The following is a 17,560-nucleotide window of genomic DNA, read 5'->3' as shown; positions in this document are numbered from 1 at the left end:
TTACGTTTGATTTCCGCTGTACATACCTCCTTTAAAGATTTCTCCGGCTTCATCGGTTACGAAAAGTACCAGTTCTGCATCTTTCGAAGCCTCTATGGTGATTTCCTCATCTTTGAGTAACAAACTATCTTTTTTCTCTAAATCAATATTACCATTTACCTTAACCGCCCCTTGAAATATGTACAATAATGCAGTGAGGTTCTCTCTGGCCAGGGCTGGAAGCGCTATGCTATTTCCTGCCGAGAGCCTGGTATCATAAAGCCAGGTCTGGCTACTGAAGCGGAAAGTAGTTTCTGGATTTGGGGAAGCCAAAAGGCGCCAGGCGTTAGTGCTATGAACCTCATCTAATTCAAGAAAAACGACTTCAGGCCTGAGGTCTTTTGCTCCTGGACGAATAAAAATCTGAAGTCCTTCTAAAGCTTCTCCTTCACCAATAATCTTCTCCTCATGAAAAAATGATCTTCCAGCCTTCATTAACATCAGCGTCTTCTTCCCTATCATCTTTACAAAGCCTTCCGAGTCACTGTGTTCTGCTTTACCAGTCCTGAAATAGGAAAGTATTTCATCATTGATATGGGGATGCATTTTAATGACGGTATTGCCATGAATTTCCGGATGGTCTATCCTACCTATACTGCCTATGCCTGTATCATGGTCAGACAGGACTGTTCCAGGGTACAGTATTTTAATCGGGCCGTGCCCAAGAAACCTGGAATTACTTATTTTCTGCAACATAACATTAATTTTAAATGCCGGTCTAAGCATCAGTTTAAGGCCGGCTTATCGGTCCTGATTAATTAAGAAAACTGTCCTACTTTTGACATTACTTCTTCGAAGAGAATAGGCAATACTTTTTGTCCATCCTCAGTAGCCCAGTTGTGTACCAGCTCAGATATCAATTGGTTAATGGTAGTTGTTCTTACACCATGGCTTTCCCAGGTTTGCTGCGCAATATCATCGGCAATTTGAGAAGGAGAACCTCCAGCATCTATCACCACCTGCACATCAAAACCTTCTTCCTGCATAGAAATAGATGGCCAAACAATACATACATCATTGGTCAATCCAGCCATGATTACATTGTTCTTGCCCTTAGCAGCCTCCAACACTGTAGATTTATAATTTTCATCATCCCAGGCATTGGTGATACCTGCTCTTTTAACCCTGTTTTCAAATTCTTGGGGAAGCAAATCAGCTAAATCCTGAATCAATGGTCCCTGAGCATGATCTTCCTGACTGCTGGTGAGTATTACCGGAATATCAAGTGCTTTTGCTAAGCGCGCCACAGTGCCCTTGTTCTGCTCACAATCATCTCGTGTGATCTGTTTGCAGCAAAATTGAGTGTTCCTGTTTGATGATCTACCAATAGCATGATAGCATCGTCTTTTTTAAACTGTTTCATGGTCTTGAGTTTTAACTTTCTTTTGTTAATCAAAGTTAGGCCCTACAAAAACCCCGCGACGATGACATTTGTCAATAAAGAATGGGCCTTCAGAATACTTTAACGGTTAGTAAGAACCATTGGACGCTATTTATGCACATATTTATTTCGTACCCGACTAAGGGTTTCTTTACTAATACCCAGATATGAAGCAATACTGTGTTGCGGGAAGCGCTGAACAAAATCAGGATAATTTTTTACCAGTTCTTCATATCGCTCCAGGGCAGGTAGAGAGATGGAGTGGTTAAGTCTTTTTTGTGATGCTATGAAATTGCTCTGGTTCATTTGCCAGAACATTTCTTTAATTGCCGGAATAGTGTGAATTTGCTCCAGATTCTCCAGGCTTAAAACCAAAAGATCCGTATCCTCCCATGCATCAATATTATATACCGAGGGTGTCTTCATCAAAAAACTTTCCCGGTCTACAGTCCACCAGTCCTCAATAGATAATTGGATGATATGTTCATTTCCCGCATCATCAACACTATATTGCCTCATGGCACCTTTCAGGATAAAGCCTGTATACTGACATATATCTCCACTCTGCAAAAAGAATTCCTTTTTCTTAAGGCTTTTTAAAGCGAATGACTTTTTGATAAGTGTTACATCTTCATCTGATAGCGGTAAATTACTGTGCCGTTTTATGTAGTTAAATAGGGAATCGAACATATCGCTAATTTTTTATAAAACTAAAAAATTTGTACTAAATCCTATGTCCTGGTTTAAGCATTCGCTTTTTTAACCCTAACTTAACCTTCATTCGGTGTTAACAAGTAGTGCAAGTAAGGTAGATAGAACTATAATTTATAAAGTAGGAAACAATTAAAACACAGGTGTGATATTTCATTGCGAGAGATTCTTCACTAACGTTCAGAATGACAGCAAAATGATTGCATAAGAAATGTAAACTATTTTTTGTTCCCGCTAAAAAAGTTTCGCTTATACTTAGCCTTTAAGCAATTGCTACATATTGAACACATTAAACTTGTGCCCATCGGGGTCGGCAAATACAAAACCGTAATACCCTGCTCCAAAAGCTTTAGGTGCCGATACAATTTTTCCACCCGCGTTTTCAACCTGCTTTGCCCACTCATCAACCTCATCGCGGTTCCCGGCAGAAAGGGTAAAAATTATTTCGTTTGCAACATGTGCATCAGATATTTCAATTTCTACATTGGCTTTCAGCTTATCAGTTAAAAAGAAATGGATAATAAAATCATGCTGACCAAAGAAAAAGCTGGTGAGCTCTGCAGATCGTCCGTTAGATTTAAAGCCTAAATCGGTATAAAATTTTGTTGTTCGGTCTAAGTCACTCACGGTGTAATTAGCCCAGATCATTTTCGCATTCATATCAAATATTTTAGGTAGAAAATTTTAAGAAAGTTAGGGAATAATGCACAAATACCTGAGGTGCAGGAGAGACATTTTAGTGGGTAGTTTGTGCCAGGGCTGATGCATTTGGAGACCTGCGCTAGCATAAATTATTCCATGCAGATTAACCAGTAGTATTTTTTTCAGTGTTTTCTCCTGGCAATTCATCAGCAAAACATCTCGTAAAAAATAAAGCCTTAACAATTTCTTGTTAAGGCTTTCCAGTACCCTACGATAGATTCCAAACGAATCAATTCTTTGAAGACTTGAAAGTTTTATCTCGATTGGACAAGCTCAATTTGGATTAGTAGAATGAAACCGGGGTATTATCGAACCATTAATCAAATACTTATGAGTTCGGAGCATTTTTGAGTATTCCTGTTAAGATCCATTCTGGTATGCATCATACCGCCTGTAGTCTGTCCGGAGGAAGCCCAGTGGGTTTAATTGTAGTGTACATTGGAAATGGTGGGCTCTTTTTTTGGAACCCAACATTCCCTACATAGTTTTATACCTGGCAATATCGTCTTCGCACTGGAATAGTACAGTAATTTAACTGGGCAATTGCTTTCCACGTGCCATGCTTCTGCGTTACTTTTCGGGTGATATTTCTGCATCAGAGACTATAGCTATTGTATCGGTATTGCTGGGTTGCCATTTTACCGAATTTGACAAGTTGATTTCCATTCTGAGGATGGCTGCTTCGAGAGTGGCTGGACTATGAATCCAACATGAGAGGATCGTTTGTGTCTAAAATATCATCTGTATACTAAAAAGGATCTATAATTCGGACAGAGAATCAGCGCACACGTTAGCGAAATTTCAAAACAATATCTCCAATTTTGCTGCGTATATTAGAAAGGCGAACAATGCGTTTATAGTATTGACAGTAAACTGATTGAACAAGCTACACTTTATTTAAAATAGTTGGAAAACATTTTCAAAACGACACCGCCTCATTTTAATGCATTGTGATTTTAACAAATGATCTGAAGAATTATAAACATCCAACGGGTAAAGCTCGACCAGGCAAGATAAGACCTTAAGGATTGGCAGTAAATTAAATGCAATCCCTGACATTTTTTTTGAACCATATAATATTGAAGTATCCTTTCATTTAAGTTAGTCTAATTAGGATAGCGTATGAAATCGGCTTATCGAGAGCACTAGGTTAATGACCCACTTATAGGCAAAAGACCATATTAAATGCTTTTTGGAAATTTCTTAAATACAGTCGGAGCGAATTAGGCGGCTGTAAGGTTAATGACCCACTCAGGGACACAATCTCAGACTGCGAGGATACTTCTTTTAAAAATTAAAGTTGAAAATGAAAACTGTTTTTGTGATTGGGATAGACGTATCAAAGGATACCCTAGACTGTTCGGTTATGAAACGGAATCTACTGCTTTTTCATAGACGGATCCTGAATAAGCCGGATGCTATTTATGAATTTGTAAGCGAGTTAGATGGAATTAATGGTTTCAGTCTTAATAAAGCACTATTCGGAATGGAACAGACAGGTATTTATTGCAACCCAGTGCTTAAATGCTTAAAAAAACTGAGGGCAAATGTTATACTGGAAGATGCGCTTCAGATAAAAAGGTCCCTGGGAAAAAGGAGGGGAAAAACAGACGCAGCTGACTCACGCGAAATTGCTTCCTATCTGTATAAAAATAGGGAAACGCTTGGATTATGGCGCCCAAAACGGGAAATTATACAATACCTATCAGAACTAACCACATTAAGAAATCGGCTCATGCCCTCTGTGAGGTTTTTAAGCCATGGGCTATAATTTATCGACAGACCGAAACTATCTTCCTTCCTATAAGCCAGTGCAGCTGTATTGATTGAAGCTGAATTTGCATCTCCCTCCATGGCTACCCCCGCATTTCCCATTGCCCCGGACCTGGCCTGCGGTGTGATGAGTAAAAACGGCACTGATGTAAGAACGTTACTGAACCTGCTTCCGTCCGCCTGCACCGATGCATTGGTTTGGGCGTAAAGAAAACTACGGCTAAAAGAGGCGAGCAATAGGATAAATAAGCATTTTACAGGGGCCGTTAAATAAGTTGTCAGTATTTTTATCATAATTTTTGGCGATCAATGGAATTGAATATTTTGGATTACTCCAGACCTTTGATGAAGCTGCCGATTCACTATCCGAAGGGTTATTTTCCTCCCGATACTGTAAATACCGCCAATCCGTCTATTATCTTTTCTGGGGTAGTATCCCTCGCCCCTGGCCTTGTATCTAGGTTACCCTGCGGTGGAAGATAATAAACGAGTTCTCCAAGGGATACTTTGATGACAGTTATCCCGTAGTACTTCAGGATTTGATTCAGCTGAGATGAAAAGGTGGATTGGAGCAGCAGCTGTCTTACTTTTTCATTGCTTTTATAATCCACTCGTTTGCCATATTTAGCAGTGAACTCTTTTGTTAAATCTACTGATAGCTGCCTGAAAGTACCTATGGACATTCTGATGTATTTTAGGCTGTCAAAATCATATTCCTTTGAAATACCCTGCAGGATGAACCGTAGCTCCTGCAACTGATCCTTGAGCGAAAGTTCTCTGACCGTTTTGCCTGAACCATTGTTACTCACTAATGCATTTGTGTCCCTTTGGGAAATCTTAGCTGGTATCTTGCCTCCCGGAGCGTATCTGAGTAGCATTGAGAGGGCCTTTTTACAAGTTTTCTGCTGTACAATGCAGGAGAATGATGAACTATCGGAGGCTTTCGCCAAGAAATACTCCTTTTCGATGCGGCCTTCGCCGGAAATCTCTTTTGCTATTTCCTGGACGACAAGCACGGTATCTGAAGGTTGTTGTTGCTGTTGTTGTGAGCTATTTTGATCGCCGGCAAATGAATCTCCATGTTTCTGGGAAGATCCTATATTGCATCCAAATATTGTTATTGCAAAAAATAGAGTAAAAGTATTTTTCATCTTAGTGCCAGTATTTTGTAGGGTTTGGGTAAATATGGTGGGCTGGGACGCCTCGGTACAGGATATCGAGGTGGCCTGATACTCCTCCTCCGAAATCGCTTTGGTAGAATACGGCATTTTTTAAATGCAGATAGTTACTTAAGGATCTTGGGGTGCCCCATACAGTGCTTTTTGATAGGTAATTGCTCATCGCTTTTGCATTGATAAAATAAGACTTGCCGTCGCCTCCGAGATATGTGGCTGGCGTACCTTTGGGAATTTCAAATCCGCCGTAATTTAATGCCTTGCTCAATCTTGCCGCGCAGGTATTTTCGAACATATCGGGGGATTGGGCTGCCCAGTCGCCAAGGGGGCCGCCGATCGAATCGTAGAAATCACTGGCACCAGGAAAATCGTCTACTGATTTTTTATAAACATCGAACATTTTTTTCAACTTCGCGTCGTAAAACTTATTTTTCACTTGATGTCCAAGGTGATTCAATCCTGCTACAATTGCGCCTGTTCCGGCACCTTGCCAAAAGTTTCCTCCTGTAAGCTCAGCGCCTATTCCTCCTGAGACAGCTGAAAATGCCACTGTGCCAACTCCGCTTTTAGCAAACTCACCAAGTGACTGCCATCCGCTTCCTGCCAGCGATCCAAGACTGCCGGTGGCGAATCCCGTTAAGAAATTACCTCCTGATAGTGTTGAGATGCCGCCTTGTGCAACTCCATGTGCGAGGCCTCTGAGCAATTCGTGTCCAAATTTACCAATTTCCCCGAACCCTGCCCCTATCCCGGCGGTGACCACCCCCGAGATCGCGCCGCTCTTTTGCTAAGCGGATCAATCTCTCATTCATTACCTCGGCAAGTGGCTTTTCGGGCTTAAAATCAGTTTCTAAAATAGGCAATACGGTCACGGTCATGCGGCAAATTTAACTGCAAAACTAAAAACTCCAAATGCAAAAACGCAAGACACTGACCCTCAAAGAAAAGAAATTTTATTATAGCTAAAAAACTATTGTTTATCACTTTATAACGGCTATCAAACGCTCTTCCCGGAATGGGATCTAAAAAAGATCAGCATATTTGCGTGGCGGTGGGTATTCATCCTTTCTGCGTATTAGGGTTATTGTTCTTGTGGCGCTCCCCCCCTTTGTCAAAAACCTTTGCTGTACCTTCGAAACCTCTCCAATGTACGGCTATCACTTCGGTTTCGTTGTGTCGTTTCATGATTAGTTTACCTTGAGATTGATAATGTCGGTTAAGGACCCTTTTCTACATTCTGGAGAGAGGATCTGTTTCAAAATATTTGATTTTCAAAGTAACCCAAAAGATGTAAACACGCTAACAAAATTTCACAAATACTTCTGCAAAACATATCTCGATCATTCTTCTGCAAGACTCATCCATTACCTCTAACATACCCACTGAAATGTCTTTTTAAAATCTCCCAGCTACAGTTATGGTGACAAGGAAATAAATCATATAAGTGCAGCGATCGTACTATCTAACGTAAGGGGCAAAACATCTAGCCCAGTGAAATTACCTTAGAGCTTTCACACAAGCGGATATGGAATTCAAGCAAAAAAGAAATGTGTCTCCTTCTGAAGCGGTTAGAATATTAGCCAAACATGGTACAATAGTTAGTATAGATCAAGCAAAACTTATCCTGGATTTCATGTACGAATTTGGTAAATTAGCCATAGACCAACAAATTAGAAAGGCGAAACCCAATTATTAAATTCCAAATCCTATTGAAATGAAAATTGCAGATTTATACATACGAGTAAGTACGGATGAGCAAGCTGAAAAAGGATATTCACAAAGAAACCAACATGATATCCTCACGCGTTATTGCGAGATCAACCAGATTAAAGTACGAAATGTAATTTATGAAGACCATTCCGCAAAAACATTCGAACGCCCGGAATGGAGGAAGCTGTTAATAAACATAAAAAATAAAAAATTACAAAGCGAGTTATTGTTATTCACCAAATGGGACAGGTTCAGCAGAAACGCCAGTGACGCATACCAGATGATAAGCATCCTCAGAAGACATGGCGTAGAACCTCAAGCAATAGAACAACCGTTAGATCTCAATGTTCCTGAAAATAAAATGATGCTTGCGGTTTACTTAACTGCGCCGGAAATAGAAAATGATAGGCGTGCACTAAATGTAAAACATGGTCTAAGGCAAGCTAAAAAAGAAGGGCGGTGGATGGGCGCTGCCCCAGCAGGGTACGTCAACAAATCATATGAAAATGGCAAAAAGTATATCGCAATATCAGAACCCCAGGCAGGCATCCTGAAATGGGCGTTTAATGAGGTAGGAAAGGATTTATACACAATTGCCGAGATCTGGAGATCTGCACGCAGAAAAGGATTGCAGATACAGATCAATACCTTTAGGGAAGCTTTGAAAAATGTTGCGTATATGGGAAAGATTTTGGTTCCAGCCAACCAATATGAGGCTCCCTATTTAGCCGATGGGAAACACGAGCCACTGATTACCGAATCTCTGTTTTACCGGATTCAGGAGATTATCTACAACAGGCAGAAAGAACCCGACAAAAGAGGAATACCAAAAGTTTCGAAGAATAAGCTTCCCCTACGAGGTTTTTTGAAATGCCCAAAATGCGACAGACTGCTCACAGGAAGCGCTTCAAAAGGAAGAAATGGATATTTCCACTACTACCACTGCCAATCCTCCTGCGGACCCAGATTCAAGGCTGGCGAGGTCAACCTTGCTTTTGTCAAAGCAATCCGAAAGTATATGCCCAAACCTGGAATGTCCGAACTGTATAGACATGTGGTGTTAGATATCTATTCAGACAGAAACCAAAACATCAATGAACAAAAGAGCCTTTCAAAAAAAATAGAAACTGCAAATAATAGAATTGCAAAAGCAAGGACATTGTTGTTATCAGACGACATAGAAACCGCTGATTACCGTTTAATTAAACTTGAAGAAGAATTAACATTGTAAAATATGAAGCAAAAATAGTCGAACTCAATTCCATGAAAGCTGAGAAGGTAGATGTTGAAGAAATTCTTTACCCAGCCCTTGAAAATCTTAAAAAACTCGATTTGCTGTATCTGGAAGGAGAAAATGACGAAAAAAGAAAAATTATTGGTTCGATCTTCCCAGAAAAATGGACCTATGACGGTATCGGACATCGAACCGGAAAAGAGAATCTTGGAATGCAGCTTATCTACCTATTAAACAACAAGTTAGGCCACAAAAAAACCGGAGTAAAAACTTCTAAATGTAATTACTCCGGTCCAGTTAGCCGGACTGTATCTGTATTTTTTGCTTTGAAGCTGTTCAATAACTTGAAATCCCTCCTGTCATCCTGATAACTGATGACCAAATGCATTTTACCATTCCTGCGGGTTATATCATAAAGATTAGTTTTTACCGGAACAACCAGTGCCAGCGTTTGATCGCTAAGGATTTCAGTTTGCACTTTGTCCCATAGAGGCTCGTTATTAATCAAAATAGAATCCTTCTTGGTTGATTGCAGGTAGTTGAGCGTACCTTTGGTCTCCCCTTTGTACCAGGATTTTGCATCAGCTATTTGTTCCTGTAGTGTCATAGGCTTAAGATTATCTTTCTTGCAGGCACAAATTAAAAAGAGAAGGGTAGTGCAGATCCAAAGGGACCTGGGCGCGAATTTAGTCATGTTGTTAATTTAGAAATATAATAATTTAAAAAAGTAATTGAGAGATGATGATGCTAAAATATAAATTAAAATGATATCTGTATTATTATTTTTTAAGATCTGTATGTTCATTGGCGTACAGGCCACGGCCAGGAGAAAGTTCTTTAACAGCTATAAAGATGCAGAAAACCGCTTCCTGGATCAACTCGCCTTAATATACCCTAACAAGGCGCATGAACATTCCAAAAGAAAGATTTAGCGCAACTACTGACACTATACAACTTAAAATAGGCGCTCCCCACCCAAAATAGACTTGATCGCAAGCGGTATCCACGGGCCAGGCTTTGAGTATGAAATTTCCATAAACTGCAGAGATCTTGTAAAGCTCCATCCAAATGAGTGAAATTTGAATTTTAAATCATAAAACATATGGGTTAGCTGAATGGTTATACCCTAAAACAGCATCACTATGGAAACCTATACCATACACATCAGTCCCGGGTTGCAGTACCATTTCCAGGTCGGACAATATCCGCAGCATCCTTCCGGGGGTTGCAAATACAGGATCTTCCAGGATAAGCAATTCCTGGCAAGCCTGGAAGCAGGCAGTCAGGATTTCCTGCATGTCTGTCAAAATCCCGGAAAGGTTGACCTGGAAATTTTGCACTTACTTGCTGAGCAGATCGAGTTGCGACACCCAAGCAGGGGGCAGCTGGCCGGATTGGACAACATAGAATTTGATAGTGATGATGAGCTGGAGGCACCACCGCAAAACAACTGAACTTGCCGTCAGCTTTGAGGTAATAAAAGATATTAAAAAACGATAGTTAGAGATGAAAAAAATCTTGATGATTCTGACCTCGCACAGTGCGATGGAGGATACCGACAGCAAAACCGGGGTCTGGCTGGGAGAATTTACTGACCCCTATTATGAATTTATTGATCAGGGGTACCAGATTACCTTGGCAAGCCCCATGGGCGGCACCCCTCCGATAGATCCCTTGAGTGAGCTGACAGAAAATATCACCGCATCAAACCGCCGCTTTAAAGATGATCATTCAGCCCAGGAGGCTTTTAATAATACCAGCACCCTGGACGGGCTAAAGCCCCAAGACTTTGATGCATTGTTTTATCCCGGAGGCCATGGGCCAATCTGGGATTTGGCAGCAAGTCAGGCAAGCGGCCAGCTGATACTCGACTTTCTCGATTGCGGAAAGCCCATGGGCGCGGTGTGCCACGGACCTGCGGCATTGATTGCTGCAGCAGAATTGCGAAGCGGATTTTTGCAGGGCAGAGTGATTTCTGCATTTACCAATGCTGAGGAGGTATTGACCGGGCGAAGCGGCAACATTCCCTATCAGCTACAGACCAGGCTCAAAGAACTGGGTGCTGAAGTTAAAACCGCACTGGTCCCCTTCACTTCCCATGTAGAGCGTGATGGTATCCTGGTGACCGGGCAGAATCCCCTCTCAGCAGGCCCGACGGCTAGATTATTGATGGAAGTATTGGAAACAGTCGGCGGGCAGCAGACTCAAAGGGGTTAATCCCCCCATGATTTTTTCGGTAGATTTTTCTTCGCCCATACTTCCATTGGCGATTTATCCAAACATTTTTTTCCAGCCGGCTTTCAGTTTTGCATATTCCGGGTTAGCCTCGGCCTGTTTGTATTTGCCATAAAAAATCGCTGCTGATTGGGCTTTCTCCGGATCGCCACTCCCCCTTTCATTTAAGGAATATCCCAGATCCTTGTTGTACTTGATCCCACCTTTATAATTTGCGTAGCGCCGTGCCCGTGTATAGCCCATCTGCAAATATTTCCTGGCCAGATCAGCGCCCACAAATTCTCCCTGTTTCAGGTAATCAAGAAACATTCCGTATATTTTCTCACTGCTTTTCTTCGCAATCTCCGGCGTTTTAAAACGCCAGTGCCGGCCGATTTCCGATTTATAAGGTTCGCAAATCAACACGCCCTGTTCTCCTTTACCAACACGGTACTGTCCTGGCTCTGTACGGTAATCAATGTTAGCTTTCCAGGGATAGCCCGATACATCAAAATTCAGGTAGGAAGGAGTTTTTGCTTTACCCATATCACAGTTGCGCTGTAGCTTTACCTTTATTTTCCCAATGGTCCTTCAACACCTCTGCGTTTTCATTTTCGATTAACCTTATGGCGAAGCGCGCTCCTTTGATTTTTCCCGTATGTTGATCCTTGCTGCCAGGAAAAAGTAATTTCGCCCTGCCCTTTCCATCCGTTTTGATAGCCAGGTCGTATCGTCCAAACATGAGTTCAATCATAGCATCCGGCTCATAGATTCGTCCCAAGAGCTTTAATATCGGTTCTTTTATCATTATCATAATCAGTAACTATCCTTGCTGACGGGTAATTCCATTAACCTTCCAAAATTATTTTTCCAGGTTAAATCGCAGCCACCACCTGTAAATCCTCCATAACTGCGCAAAGGGTGTCGATATTGATTTTCATAAAACTAAACAAGCTGAGGGCACAAGATGTTTCACTTAAAAAAGGAGGAATTATGACATGGCCAAAAGGTGATTACCCGCCATCATATAAAAACCAGCCCAAATACCTTCGTGATAAGGCTACCGAGATCGCAAATGGCACACCGGAGGAGAGCGGATCTGAGGGATTGTCATCGCCACCGGCCTGAAGAAAGCATGTGATTACTTCAAAGATTATCCCGGAGAGAAGGCGAAACCGGCGAAATAAAAATAAGTCATAAAAAACGCTACGCTTTACTCCATACCGACATTTAGTGGGTATGCCCCTTACTCTTCGCAGGCCTGCTGCATTTTTTAGTTCCCGCTGTTGCAGATAAAACGCCTTGAACGTCTTCATATAAATCAAGAAAAATGAGACGCTATTTCAAAACCATCAGTTATTGTTTATCCTCACTATCATGTCTTAGATTAATCATCCCCAGCGTTGAGCTTACGCTGACCATATTCACCTGGAGTGAACTGAAATACCACACCATTAATTTTTTGCCCATAATGGGTATTGTGACTCAGAGCTTTATCTGGTTACACTTTTTATTTATTGGTTAAGGAAGGCCTGTACGCAAAACAGAAAGAAAAAGGATGTTCGGTTTTTCTAATAAATTTGGCGCCTGGTAGCCGCAAGGAAGTCCATATATGAACTGACAAATGACCTCAATTGCCCCTAGCCAACCACTGAGTATGATGGGCTGGCCGATAACGAATCATTTTCATCCGGGCCATTCGGAGTGATATCAAATGGCCCGGGTTATTTTTCAGGGTTTAGTATTGCCGGATGCATTTCCCGCAAGATCTCCGCCAACATCTTCCTCATCATCAGTCTCACCTGTCAGCCCTCGTTGTACATCATTTTCTTCCATCTCCTGCTGTTGATTGGGACTTTGCTTACTTTGCGATTTGTCATCTTCATCGGCTTGTGTGCCTTCGTTTTTAGGTTGTGTTTCCATAGTTAACAATCTTTAGTTATATACAATGAACAGTGTATTTCACCAGATGGTTTTCCCCTTATCAAAAAGCCTCATTCAGGTTAGCATGCAATCTATCCTTATCAAGCATTACCTTCATAACAACTGAACGCTCAGCATCGGGTTCATAGAACAATCCTACTCCCCTGACTATTGCAGATTTTAATTTTGGCGTAAAAAAAGCCCAAAGGGGCTCATTGAGCTACTTCAGTTTCTTGTCTATTGCTTTTCGCTGGTTGCCCGCCATTGCTTTGGCATTCTTGATTAATTTTTGAAATTCGGTTAACGAATCTCTCACTGCGCCGATACGTAAATGCATTGTCCACGTTTTGAAAAACGATGTTATTTTATTGTAGGCTGGAACCGGCAACAGCAATTAAGACTTCCACTCTTGCTTTAGACTACAAGGGTCCGACTGATTTGCTCCATTCGGTTGCCTCGCATTTCGGACAGGGCTTTAGTGATTGCTGCATGGGAAAATACTGGGTAAACCCACAGTTTCTGCAGCTATAATAGCCCTCCTGCAGATGCTGGCTTCGGGCAGAGAGAATCTCCGGTTCGGGAAAATGCTGATCAGGATGAATACCGAGTCCGGGCATAATTTTCTGTTTAGGATAGCACCATACCGACACCAGTCCGGACGTTTCAAAAAAGGCATTCTTCACCTGCCCCAGCTGTTCGATGCCTTTTGAACGCAAAAACCGGTATAGGTCCTCATGACTGAGGTTATTCTTATCCAATGATTTATTGATGATCATCCCATCTTTCACTAAGGCGTCCGCCTGACCTTCCATAAAAGCTTAGAGGCGTTTATCCCGGTTAATGATCCATTCTGCAGCAGTCTGCAGCAAAGCGACAGTGGTGATCACGACCATACCATGAATGACCGGCACATCCTTACCCATCATCGGATCCCCTACCGCCGAGCCGAAGCAAATGATAATGGCCAATTCTAAAGTTGAAAGTTGCCCCATGCTGCGCTTTCCCAAAAACCGCAACAATAGTATCGTATAAATATACATGATCGCAGTGCGGAAAAGGATTTCAAGGAGAAACCCGTAAGGGAGCTCGCCAAAAAATATCCTTTGAAAATCAAATGTTTCGAATTTGTGCATCTATACTAAGCCGTGAAAAGGCGGCCTCAAAAGAAACAAGTAGGACTTGCTAATGGTTTCGCACAAATTAATCGCTACTGCGTAAATATGCCTCACTGGATATCGGTGTACGCGCATTCTTAACCAATACCTGGTTCACTGCGCTTAAAAAACCATCAAACCCAATCGGCTTAATCAGATAGTGGTCTGCATGAACGCTGAAGGCCTCTAAAGCGTATTGGGGGAATGCTGTAGTGAAAATAAGAAAGCTGGTCCTTTCCCTGATCCTTCTGGCGACCTCTATGCCTGACACCGGCATACGTATATCAAGAAACAGGAAATCGATATGGTCCAGTTCAACCAGCGAATCAATAGCCTGGGCAACATCGGTAAAAGATCCGGCCAGTTCCATATCCGGCAAGCGGGAAATATAATTTTCAAGAACTAACAACGAAGCGGGTTCGTCATCCAGCAGTACGCAGGAATAGTTATTCAGTTTGTGGCTCATATAATCTAACTGCCAATAGTCAAACTTCGAGCCAAATTACAGGCAAAACGTTAACCTTGCAGCCTGCAGAAATCACAACCTACTGCTCCTGGTAATGGTAGGTAAGCCCGCCATCTATATAATAAGTGGAGCCGGTGATGTAGGCAGAATCCTCCGAAGCCAGAAAAGCAACCACGCCTGCTACTTCATCAGAAGTCCCCATCCTACCCATGGGGATATTTTTCAAGACACGGCCAAGCTGCTCTTTATCGCTCATCAGCTCCTGGTTGATAGGGGTTGAGATGGCTCCCGGAGCAACGTTATTGATCCTGATGCTCAAAGGTGCAAGTTCACTTGCCAGGTTCCTGGTAAGCATTTTCAGTCCACCTTTACTGGCGCAATAGGCAGCAAAATGCGGAAATGCGATTTCCTCATGCACCGAGCTCATATTGATGACAACTCCAGGGAGATCTTTCTGTCTGCAGTATTTGACAAAAGACTGGATTGCGAAAAATACGCCTTTTAAATTAGTGTTCATCACCGCGTCGTAATCCTCTTCACTCACTTCCCAGAAGTCTGCATGTTTTTCTATCCCGGCATTATTAATCAGGATATCCAGTCCTCCAAAGGCCTGAATAGAACGTTCTACCAATCCGATGGCCTGATCTGCACGGCTAAGGTCTGCTTCTAAAAAAACGGCCTCGCTGCCCAGGTCTGCTATTTCGGCTATGAGCGCGTTTCCCCGATCATCCAGGGTATGACCATTTAGAATTATCCTGCATCCTTCACTGGCCAGCCGCCTGGCACAAGCGGCGCCAATCCCCTGGCTACTTCCGGTGATTAATGCTACCTTGTTTTCAAAACGTTTCATCATTATGCTTTTTACAACTGATAAGCAAGATTTCGGGCATTATGTTTGAAAAAAGTATAATTAAACATCACCACACGCAATGAGGGACATATTACTTTGAAAAACGGTCACTCCACAACAACAAAACAAGCAAGAATGTCTGCAAAGTTCCAATTTTTTGCGTTAATGGATTTAATCCAGCGTGGATTAGGGTAAATTTCTTCACATGCTGGTTTACAATTTTGTCTGAGCGTACACTGAAAGGACGAAATGGCACAATTTATGTACCAGCGCAAAGCATGTCTAATCCTCATTTAACGCCCCTAAACTATGGCCGTGTTGCGTCTATACGTCCACTAATCGCCTTTATTGAAAAAACCATTTCCATGCCCCTTGAACTGAAAGCCATGCTGGCTGAAGGCGCTTCCAGGCAGGTTTTTGCGAAAAACAAATACATCGTTGATTTCGCAGAACGTCAGGACCGCTATGTGTTTATCGTTGAGGGAACGCTAAGGGGGGTGATTGGAAAAGGTTCAACTGAGATAACTACCTGGATAGCCACAGAACCCGCATTGATTTTTTCGTTAAGGGAAGCCGACGCGCAGGATGATAGCTACAGGGAGTTCATCCAGGCTGTGGAAAAAACTGAGGTGATTTCAATCTCTCAGGAAACTATCGCGCTGATTTTGGCTCGTTTCCCGCAGATGGGCGTGATAGCGAGAAAAGCTGTTTCGGACTACTGTCGTCTCACCCGGGAGCGGAGCATGATGATCAGGATCCCCTTCGCTGAACAGCGTTACGAACGCGTGCTGGAAACCCATCCGGAATATTTCCAAAGAATTCCTTTGAGGATTCTCTCCAGCTATATGGGCATGAGAATGGAAACCCTTAGCCGGATGCGATCCAAGGCAGCTATGTACTAAACTTATTTTGAAAATTCCGGGTATGGAAGTTAAATGCCTCTCTGAAAGTTGGCAGCTAAATAAGTTTCTCCCAGCCCTGAATAATAAGACGCACCTTCACTGGATTCATCTACGTCAGGATATCTGGAAAAAGTACCGAAGGTTTAAGCTTCGGATTTCGAAGGGGCCAGCAGTCAATGCCCGTATAGCCCAGGTTCCATTGCGTGTATTAGGATAGAAAACACATTGACGATTACCAACACCTCGCTCCAAAGTTCCTACAAACAAGTCAGAAAGACAACACGAGCATACAAATACATTCCTATAAAAAATAGACAAAACCATAAATTGTCAGGATGTGTTGTAAACCTACATCATTCCTCTAACTATGAAAAATGCAGAATTTTTAAAAGTGATAGAACAGCACTCCTCCAGACTGCGCGAACATGCACTCAAGTTTACCGGTGACATTGACGATGCGAATGACCTGGTACAAGAGACCATGATAAAGGCGGTCAGGTTCCGGGATTCCTTTGAAGAGGGTACGAACCTAAAAGGCTGGTTATATGTCATTCTAAAAAATACTTTTTTAAACAACTATCACAAAAGCAGGCAACGTCAGCAGATCATCAAATCGGAAGAGGAAGTCAGCAATACCGAACTGGTTCCCAGTGCAAGCTATAATACCGCTATAAGTTCATTTATGATTGCCGACATTGGTAAGGCCTTGGGAAAGTTGCCCGAAATCTACCGGATACCTTTCGTGAAATACTTTGAGGGCTATAAATATGAAGAAATTGCAAAAGAAATGGGCATACCTCTGGGAACCGTAAAAACTTACATCCATCAGGCACGTGGGATATTGAAAAAGCAATTACAGCATTTTAAATACGACCGTGACAGAAGTGCCACTTAGCGGATTTTCCCAAAGTGCTTATACAGTGGATGAATTATGAGATATTTTAGCCGTGCAAGAACAGCTGTTATATGGGTTTAAAATTGATTGACCCTGCAACAAACGAAAAACTCAGAGAGGCTTTTCAGGCATTGGAATCAGCGCCAATGACGGATAGAAAGGCTTAAAAATAATCAGTTCTATTGTCCTTTCGGCTAGTGCCAAAAATTGAAAAGTAATGAACGGCCTTTTAGAGAAGTCTGGTGAAATTATAGAAAGCATTACTGAAGACCCATAGGTACTTGATGCTGCGTAGATCTATGCTAAACGAAAAGTGGAGCATTATCAGATTGCGAGCTATTGTTCCAATGTAGCGTATATTAAATTAATGGAGCACACTGAAGCAGAAAATTTATTGTCAGAGCCCCTTTGAAGAGAAAAGACTAAGCCAG

General features: G+C 42.1%; 25 protein-coding genes and 1 pseudogene. 9 read left to right on the top strand and 17 right to left on the bottom strand.

What is annotated here, in order from left to right:
* From ACQY77_RS20120 to ACQY77_RS20100, 5 genes are all read right to left on the bottom strand, one after another.
* Positions 1-735 (bottom strand): pirin family protein, encoded by a 735-nt coding sequence (locus ACQY77_RS20120; protein ID WP_421940533.1) that lies wholly within the window; start codon positions 733-735, stop codon positions 1-3.
* 62 nt (positions 736-797) lie between these two features.
* The gene (locus ACQY77_RS20115; protein ID WP_421940534.1) at positions 798-1,286 is read right to left on the bottom strand and encodes an isochorismatase; all 489 of its coding nucleotides are present in this window, start codon (positions 1,284-1,286) and stop codon (positions 798-800) included.
* On the bottom strand, positions 1,274-1,402 hold the full coding sequence (locus ACQY77_RS20110; RefSeq protein ID WP_421940535.1) for a hypothetical protein: 129 nt from the start codon (positions 1,400-1,402) through the stop codon (positions 1,274-1,276). Before ACQY77_RS20110 ends, ACQY77_RS20115 begins: the two co-directional genes overlap by 13 nt.
* 126 nt (positions 1,403-1,528) lie before the next feature.
* Positions 1,529-2,110 carry a Crp/Fnr family transcriptional regulator gene (locus tag ACQY77_RS20105; RefSeq protein ID WP_421940536.1) on the bottom strand — a complete coding sequence of 194 codons (582 nt, stop codon included), beginning with the start codon at positions 2,108-2,110 and terminating at the stop codon, positions 1,529-1,531.
* A gap of 294 nt (positions 2,111-2,404) precedes the next feature.
* A complete protein-coding gene (locus ACQY77_RS20100) occupies positions 2,405-2,791 on the bottom strand; it encodes a VOC family protein (protein ID WP_421940537.1) in 387 nt (128 codons plus the stop codon).
* A 1,348-nt stretch (positions 2,792-4,139) separates the two neighbouring features.
* Here ACQY77_RS20100 and ACQY77_RS20095 point away from each other — a divergent pair.
* A pseudogene (locus ACQY77_RS20095) lies at positions 4,140-4,511 on the top strand (IS110 family transposase); the annotation flags it as partial.
* On the opposite strand, the gene ACQY77_RS20090 reads toward ACQY77_RS20095, so the two are convergent.
* From ACQY77_RS20090 to ACQY77_RS20070, 5 genes are all read right to left on the bottom strand, one after another.
* Positions 4,472-4,900 carry a hypothetical protein gene (locus ACQY77_RS20090; protein WP_428430059.1) on the bottom strand — a complete coding sequence of 143 codons (429 nt, stop codon included), beginning with the start codon at positions 4,898-4,900 and terminating at the stop codon, positions 4,472-4,474. The pseudogene ACQY77_RS20095 and the gene ACQY77_RS20090 overlap by 40 nt on opposite strands.
* A gap of 80 nt (positions 4,901-4,980) precedes the next feature.
* The gene (locus tag ACQY77_RS20085) at positions 4,981-5,757 is read right to left on the bottom strand and encodes a hypothetical protein (protein WP_421940538.1); all 777 of its coding nucleotides are present in this window, start codon (positions 5,755-5,757) and stop codon (positions 4,981-4,983) included.
* Between the two features lies 1 nt (position 5,758).
* Complete coding sequence (locus ACQY77_RS20080) at positions 5,759-6,487, bottom strand: T6SS effector amidase Tae4 family protein (RefSeq protein ID WP_421940539.1); 729 nt, start codon at positions 6,485-6,487, stop codon at positions 5,759-5,761.
* 13 nt (positions 6,488-6,500) lie between these two features.
* The gene (locus ACQY77_RS20075; RefSeq protein WP_421940540.1) at positions 6,501-6,659 is read right to left on the bottom strand and encodes a hypothetical protein; all 159 of its coding nucleotides are present in this window, start codon (positions 6,657-6,659) and stop codon (positions 6,501-6,503) included.
* Between the two features lie 181 nt (positions 6,660-6,840).
* Positions 6,841-6,966 carry a hypothetical protein gene (locus ACQY77_RS20070; protein WP_421940541.1) on the bottom strand — a complete coding sequence of 42 codons (126 nt, stop codon included), beginning with the start codon at positions 6,964-6,966 and terminating at the stop codon, positions 6,841-6,843.
* A gap of 340 nt (positions 6,967-7,306) precedes the next feature.
* Here ACQY77_RS20070 and ACQY77_RS20065 point away from each other — a divergent pair, with 340 nt between their 5' ends.
* The 6 genes from ACQY77_RS20065 (at position 7,307) to ACQY77_RS20040 (ending at position 10,942) form a co-directional block, all read left to right on the top strand.
* On the top strand, positions 7,307-7,477 hold the full coding sequence (locus ACQY77_RS20065) for a hypothetical protein (protein ID WP_421940542.1): 171 nt from the start codon (positions 7,307-7,309) through the stop codon (positions 7,475-7,477).
* A gap of 18 nt (positions 7,478-7,495) precedes the next feature.
* Complete coding sequence (locus ACQY77_RS20060; RefSeq protein WP_421940543.1) at positions 7,496-8,722, top strand: recombinase family protein; 1,227 nt, start codon at positions 7,496-7,498, stop codon at positions 8,720-8,722.
* Positions 8,723-8,754: 32 nt separating this feature from the next.
* Complete coding sequence (locus tag ACQY77_RS20055; protein WP_421940544.1) at positions 8,755-9,093, top strand: hypothetical protein; 339 nt, start codon at positions 8,755-8,757, stop codon at positions 9,091-9,093.
* A 396-nt stretch (positions 9,094-9,489) separates the two neighbouring features.
* Positions 9,490-9,657, top strand: coding sequence for a hypothetical protein (locus tag ACQY77_RS20050; protein WP_421940545.1), 168 nt, complete (start codon positions 9,490-9,492; stop codon positions 9,655-9,657).
* Positions 9,658-9,867: 210 nt separating this feature from the next.
* Positions 9,868-10,179, top strand: a complete 312-nt coding sequence (locus ACQY77_RS20045; RefSeq protein ID WP_421940546.1) for a hypothetical protein — start codon at positions 9,868-9,870, stop codon at positions 10,177-10,179.
* Positions 10,180-10,231: 52 nt separating this feature from the next.
* Positions 10,232-10,942 carry a type 1 glutamine amidotransferase domain-containing protein gene (locus ACQY77_RS20040; RefSeq protein WP_421940547.1) on the top strand — a complete coding sequence of 237 codons (711 nt, stop codon included), beginning with the start codon at positions 10,232-10,234 and terminating at the stop codon, positions 10,940-10,942.
* A gap of 54 nt (positions 10,943-10,996) precedes the next feature.
* Here ACQY77_RS20040 and ACQY77_RS20035 read toward each other — a convergent pair whose 3' ends face one another.
* The 7 genes from ACQY77_RS20035 to ACQY77_RS20005 all read right to left on the bottom strand — a co-directional run bounded on the left by ACQY77_RS20035 (position 10,997) and on the right by ACQY77_RS20005 (position 15,335).
* Positions 10,997-11,485, bottom strand: coding sequence for a DUF4385 domain-containing protein (locus ACQY77_RS20035; RefSeq protein ID WP_421940548.1), 489 nt, complete (start codon positions 11,483-11,485; stop codon positions 10,997-10,999).
* 1 nt (position 11,486) lies between these two features.
* Positions 11,487-11,720 (bottom strand): hypothetical protein, encoded by a 234-nt coding sequence (locus ACQY77_RS20030; protein WP_421940549.1) that lies wholly within the window; start codon positions 11,718-11,720, stop codon positions 11,487-11,489.
* Positions 11,721-12,670: 950 nt separating this feature from the next.
* Entirely contained in the window at positions 12,671-12,862 is a 192-nt protein-coding gene (locus ACQY77_RS20025; RefSeq protein ID WP_421940551.1) for a hypothetical protein, read from the bottom strand.
* A 419-nt stretch (positions 12,863-13,281) separates the two neighbouring features.
* Positions 13,282-13,674, bottom strand: a complete 393-nt coding sequence (locus ACQY77_RS20020) for a YetF domain-containing protein (protein ID WP_421940552.1) — start codon at positions 13,672-13,674, stop codon at positions 13,282-13,284.
* Positions 13,675-13,680: 6 nt separating this feature from the next.
* On the bottom strand, positions 13,681-13,995 hold the full coding sequence (locus ACQY77_RS20015; protein WP_421940553.1) for a DUF421 domain-containing protein: 315 nt from the start codon (positions 13,993-13,995) through the stop codon (positions 13,681-13,683).
* A 67-nt stretch (positions 13,996-14,062) separates the two neighbouring features.
* The gene (locus tag ACQY77_RS20010) at positions 14,063-14,482 is read right to left on the bottom strand and encodes a LytR/AlgR family response regulator transcription factor (RefSeq protein WP_421940554.1); all 420 of its coding nucleotides are present in this window, start codon (positions 14,480-14,482) and stop codon (positions 14,063-14,065) included.
* A 79-nt stretch (positions 14,483-14,561) separates the two neighbouring features.
* On the bottom strand, positions 14,562-15,335 hold the full coding sequence (locus ACQY77_RS20005; RefSeq protein WP_421940555.1) for an SDR family NAD(P)-dependent oxidoreductase: 774 nt from the start codon (positions 15,333-15,335) through the stop codon (positions 14,562-14,564).
* A gap of 275 nt (positions 15,336-15,610) precedes the next feature.
* Between ACQY77_RS20005 and ACQY77_RS20000 the strand changes: the two genes are divergently transcribed.
* The gene (locus tag ACQY77_RS20000; RefSeq protein WP_421940556.1) at positions 15,611-16,234 is read left to right on the top strand and encodes a Crp/Fnr family transcriptional regulator; all 624 of its coding nucleotides are present in this window, start codon (positions 15,611-15,613) and stop codon (positions 16,232-16,234) included.
* Between the two features lie 367 nt (positions 16,235-16,601).
* The gene (locus tag ACQY77_RS19995; protein WP_421940557.1) at positions 16,602-17,129 is read left to right on the top strand and encodes an RNA polymerase sigma factor; all 528 of its coding nucleotides are present in this window, start codon (positions 16,602-16,604) and stop codon (positions 17,127-17,129) included.
* Positions 17,130-17,560 lie beyond the last annotated feature (431 nt).

Source organism: Pedobacter sp., from assembly GCF_965279535.1.
Classification (GTDB): Bacteria; Bacteroidota; Bacteroidia; order Sphingobacteriales; family Sphingobacteriaceae; genus Pedobacter.
The sequence above is the reverse complement of the archived record's forward strand: the minus strand, read 5'-3'. Positions and strand labels throughout refer to the sequence as shown.

Excerpts from the sequence above, each read along its gene's own strand:
- ACQY77_RS20120 (WP_421940533.1), bottom strand. The coding sequence starts at position 735 with ATGTTGCAGAAAATAAGTAATTCCAGGTTTCTTGGGCACGGCCCGATT.
- ACQY77_RS20110 (WP_421940535.1), bottom strand. The coding sequence starts at position 1,402 with ATGAAACAGTTTAAAAAAGACGATGCTATCATGCTATTGGTAGATCAT.
- ACQY77_RS20105 (WP_421940536.1), bottom strand. The coding sequence starts at position 2,110 with ATGTTCGATTCCCTATTTAACTACATAAAACGGCACAGTAATTTACCG.
- ACQY77_RS20100 (WP_421940537.1), bottom strand. The coding sequence starts at position 2,791 with ATGAATGCGAAAATGATCTGGGCTAATTACACCGTGAGTGACTTAGAC.
- ACQY77_RS20090 (WP_428430059.1), bottom strand. The coding sequence starts at position 4,900 with ATGATAAAAATACTGACAACTTATTTAACGGCCCCTGTAAAATGCTTA.
- ACQY77_RS20085 (WP_421940538.1), bottom strand. The coding sequence starts at position 5,757 with ATGAAAAATACTTTTACTCTATTTTTTGCAATAACAATATTTGGATGC.
- ACQY77_RS20075 (WP_421940540.1), bottom strand. The coding sequence starts at position 6,659 with ATGACCGTGACCGTATTGCCTATTTTAGAAACTGATTTTAAGCCCGAA.
- ACQY77_RS20070 (WP_421940541.1), bottom strand. The coding sequence starts at position 6,966 with ATGAAACGACACAACGAAACCGAAGTGATAGCCGTACATTGGAGAGGT.
- ACQY77_RS20065 (WP_421940542.1), top strand. The coding sequence starts at position 7,307 with ATGGAATTCAAGCAAAAAAGAAATGTGTCTCCTTCTGAAGCGGTTAGA.
- ACQY77_RS20060 (WP_421940543.1), top strand. The coding sequence starts at position 7,496 with ATGAAAATTGCAGATTTATACATACGAGTAAGTACGGATGAGCAAGCT.
- ACQY77_RS20055 (WP_421940544.1), top strand. The coding sequence starts at position 8,755 with ATGAAAGCTGAGAAGGTAGATGTTGAAGAAATTCTTTACCCAGCCCTT.
- ACQY77_RS20050 (WP_421940545.1), top strand. The coding sequence starts at position 9,490 with ATGATATCTGTATTATTATTTTTTAAGATCTGTATGTTCATTGGCGTA.
- ACQY77_RS20045 (WP_421940546.1), top strand. The coding sequence starts at position 9,868 with ATGGAAACCTATACCATACACATCAGTCCCGGGTTGCAGTACCATTTC.
- ACQY77_RS20040 (WP_421940547.1), top strand. The coding sequence starts at position 10,232 with ATGAAAAAAATCTTGATGATTCTGACCTCGCACAGTGCGATGGAGGAT.
- ACQY77_RS20035 (WP_421940548.1), bottom strand. The coding sequence starts at position 11,485 with ATGGGTAAAGCAAAAACTCCTTCCTACCTGAATTTTGATGTATCGGGC.
- ACQY77_RS20025 (WP_421940551.1), bottom strand. The coding sequence starts at position 12,862 with ATGGAAACACAACCTAAAAACGAAGGCACACAAGCCGATGAAGATGAC.
- ACQY77_RS20020 (WP_421940552.1), bottom strand. The coding sequence starts at position 13,674 with ATGGAAGGTCAGGCGGACGCCTTAGTGAAAGATGGGATGATCATCAAT.
- ACQY77_RS20015 (WP_421940553.1), bottom strand. The coding sequence starts at position 13,995 with ATGCACAAATTCGAAACATTTGATTTTCAAAGGATATTTTTTGGCGAG.
- ACQY77_RS20010 (WP_421940554.1), bottom strand. The coding sequence starts at position 14,482 with ATGAGCCACAAACTGAATAACTATTCCTGCGTACTGCTGGATGACGAA.
- ACQY77_RS20005 (WP_421940555.1), bottom strand. The coding sequence starts at position 15,335 with ATGATGAAACGTTTTGAAAACAAGGTAGCATTAATCACCGGAAGTAGC.
- ACQY77_RS20000 (WP_421940556.1), top strand. The coding sequence starts at position 15,611 with ATGTCTAATCCTCATTTAACGCCCCTAAACTATGGCCGTGTTGCGTCT.
- ACQY77_RS19995 (WP_421940557.1), top strand. The coding sequence starts at position 16,602 with ATGAAAAATGCAGAATTTTTAAAAGTGATAGAACAGCACTCCTCCAGA.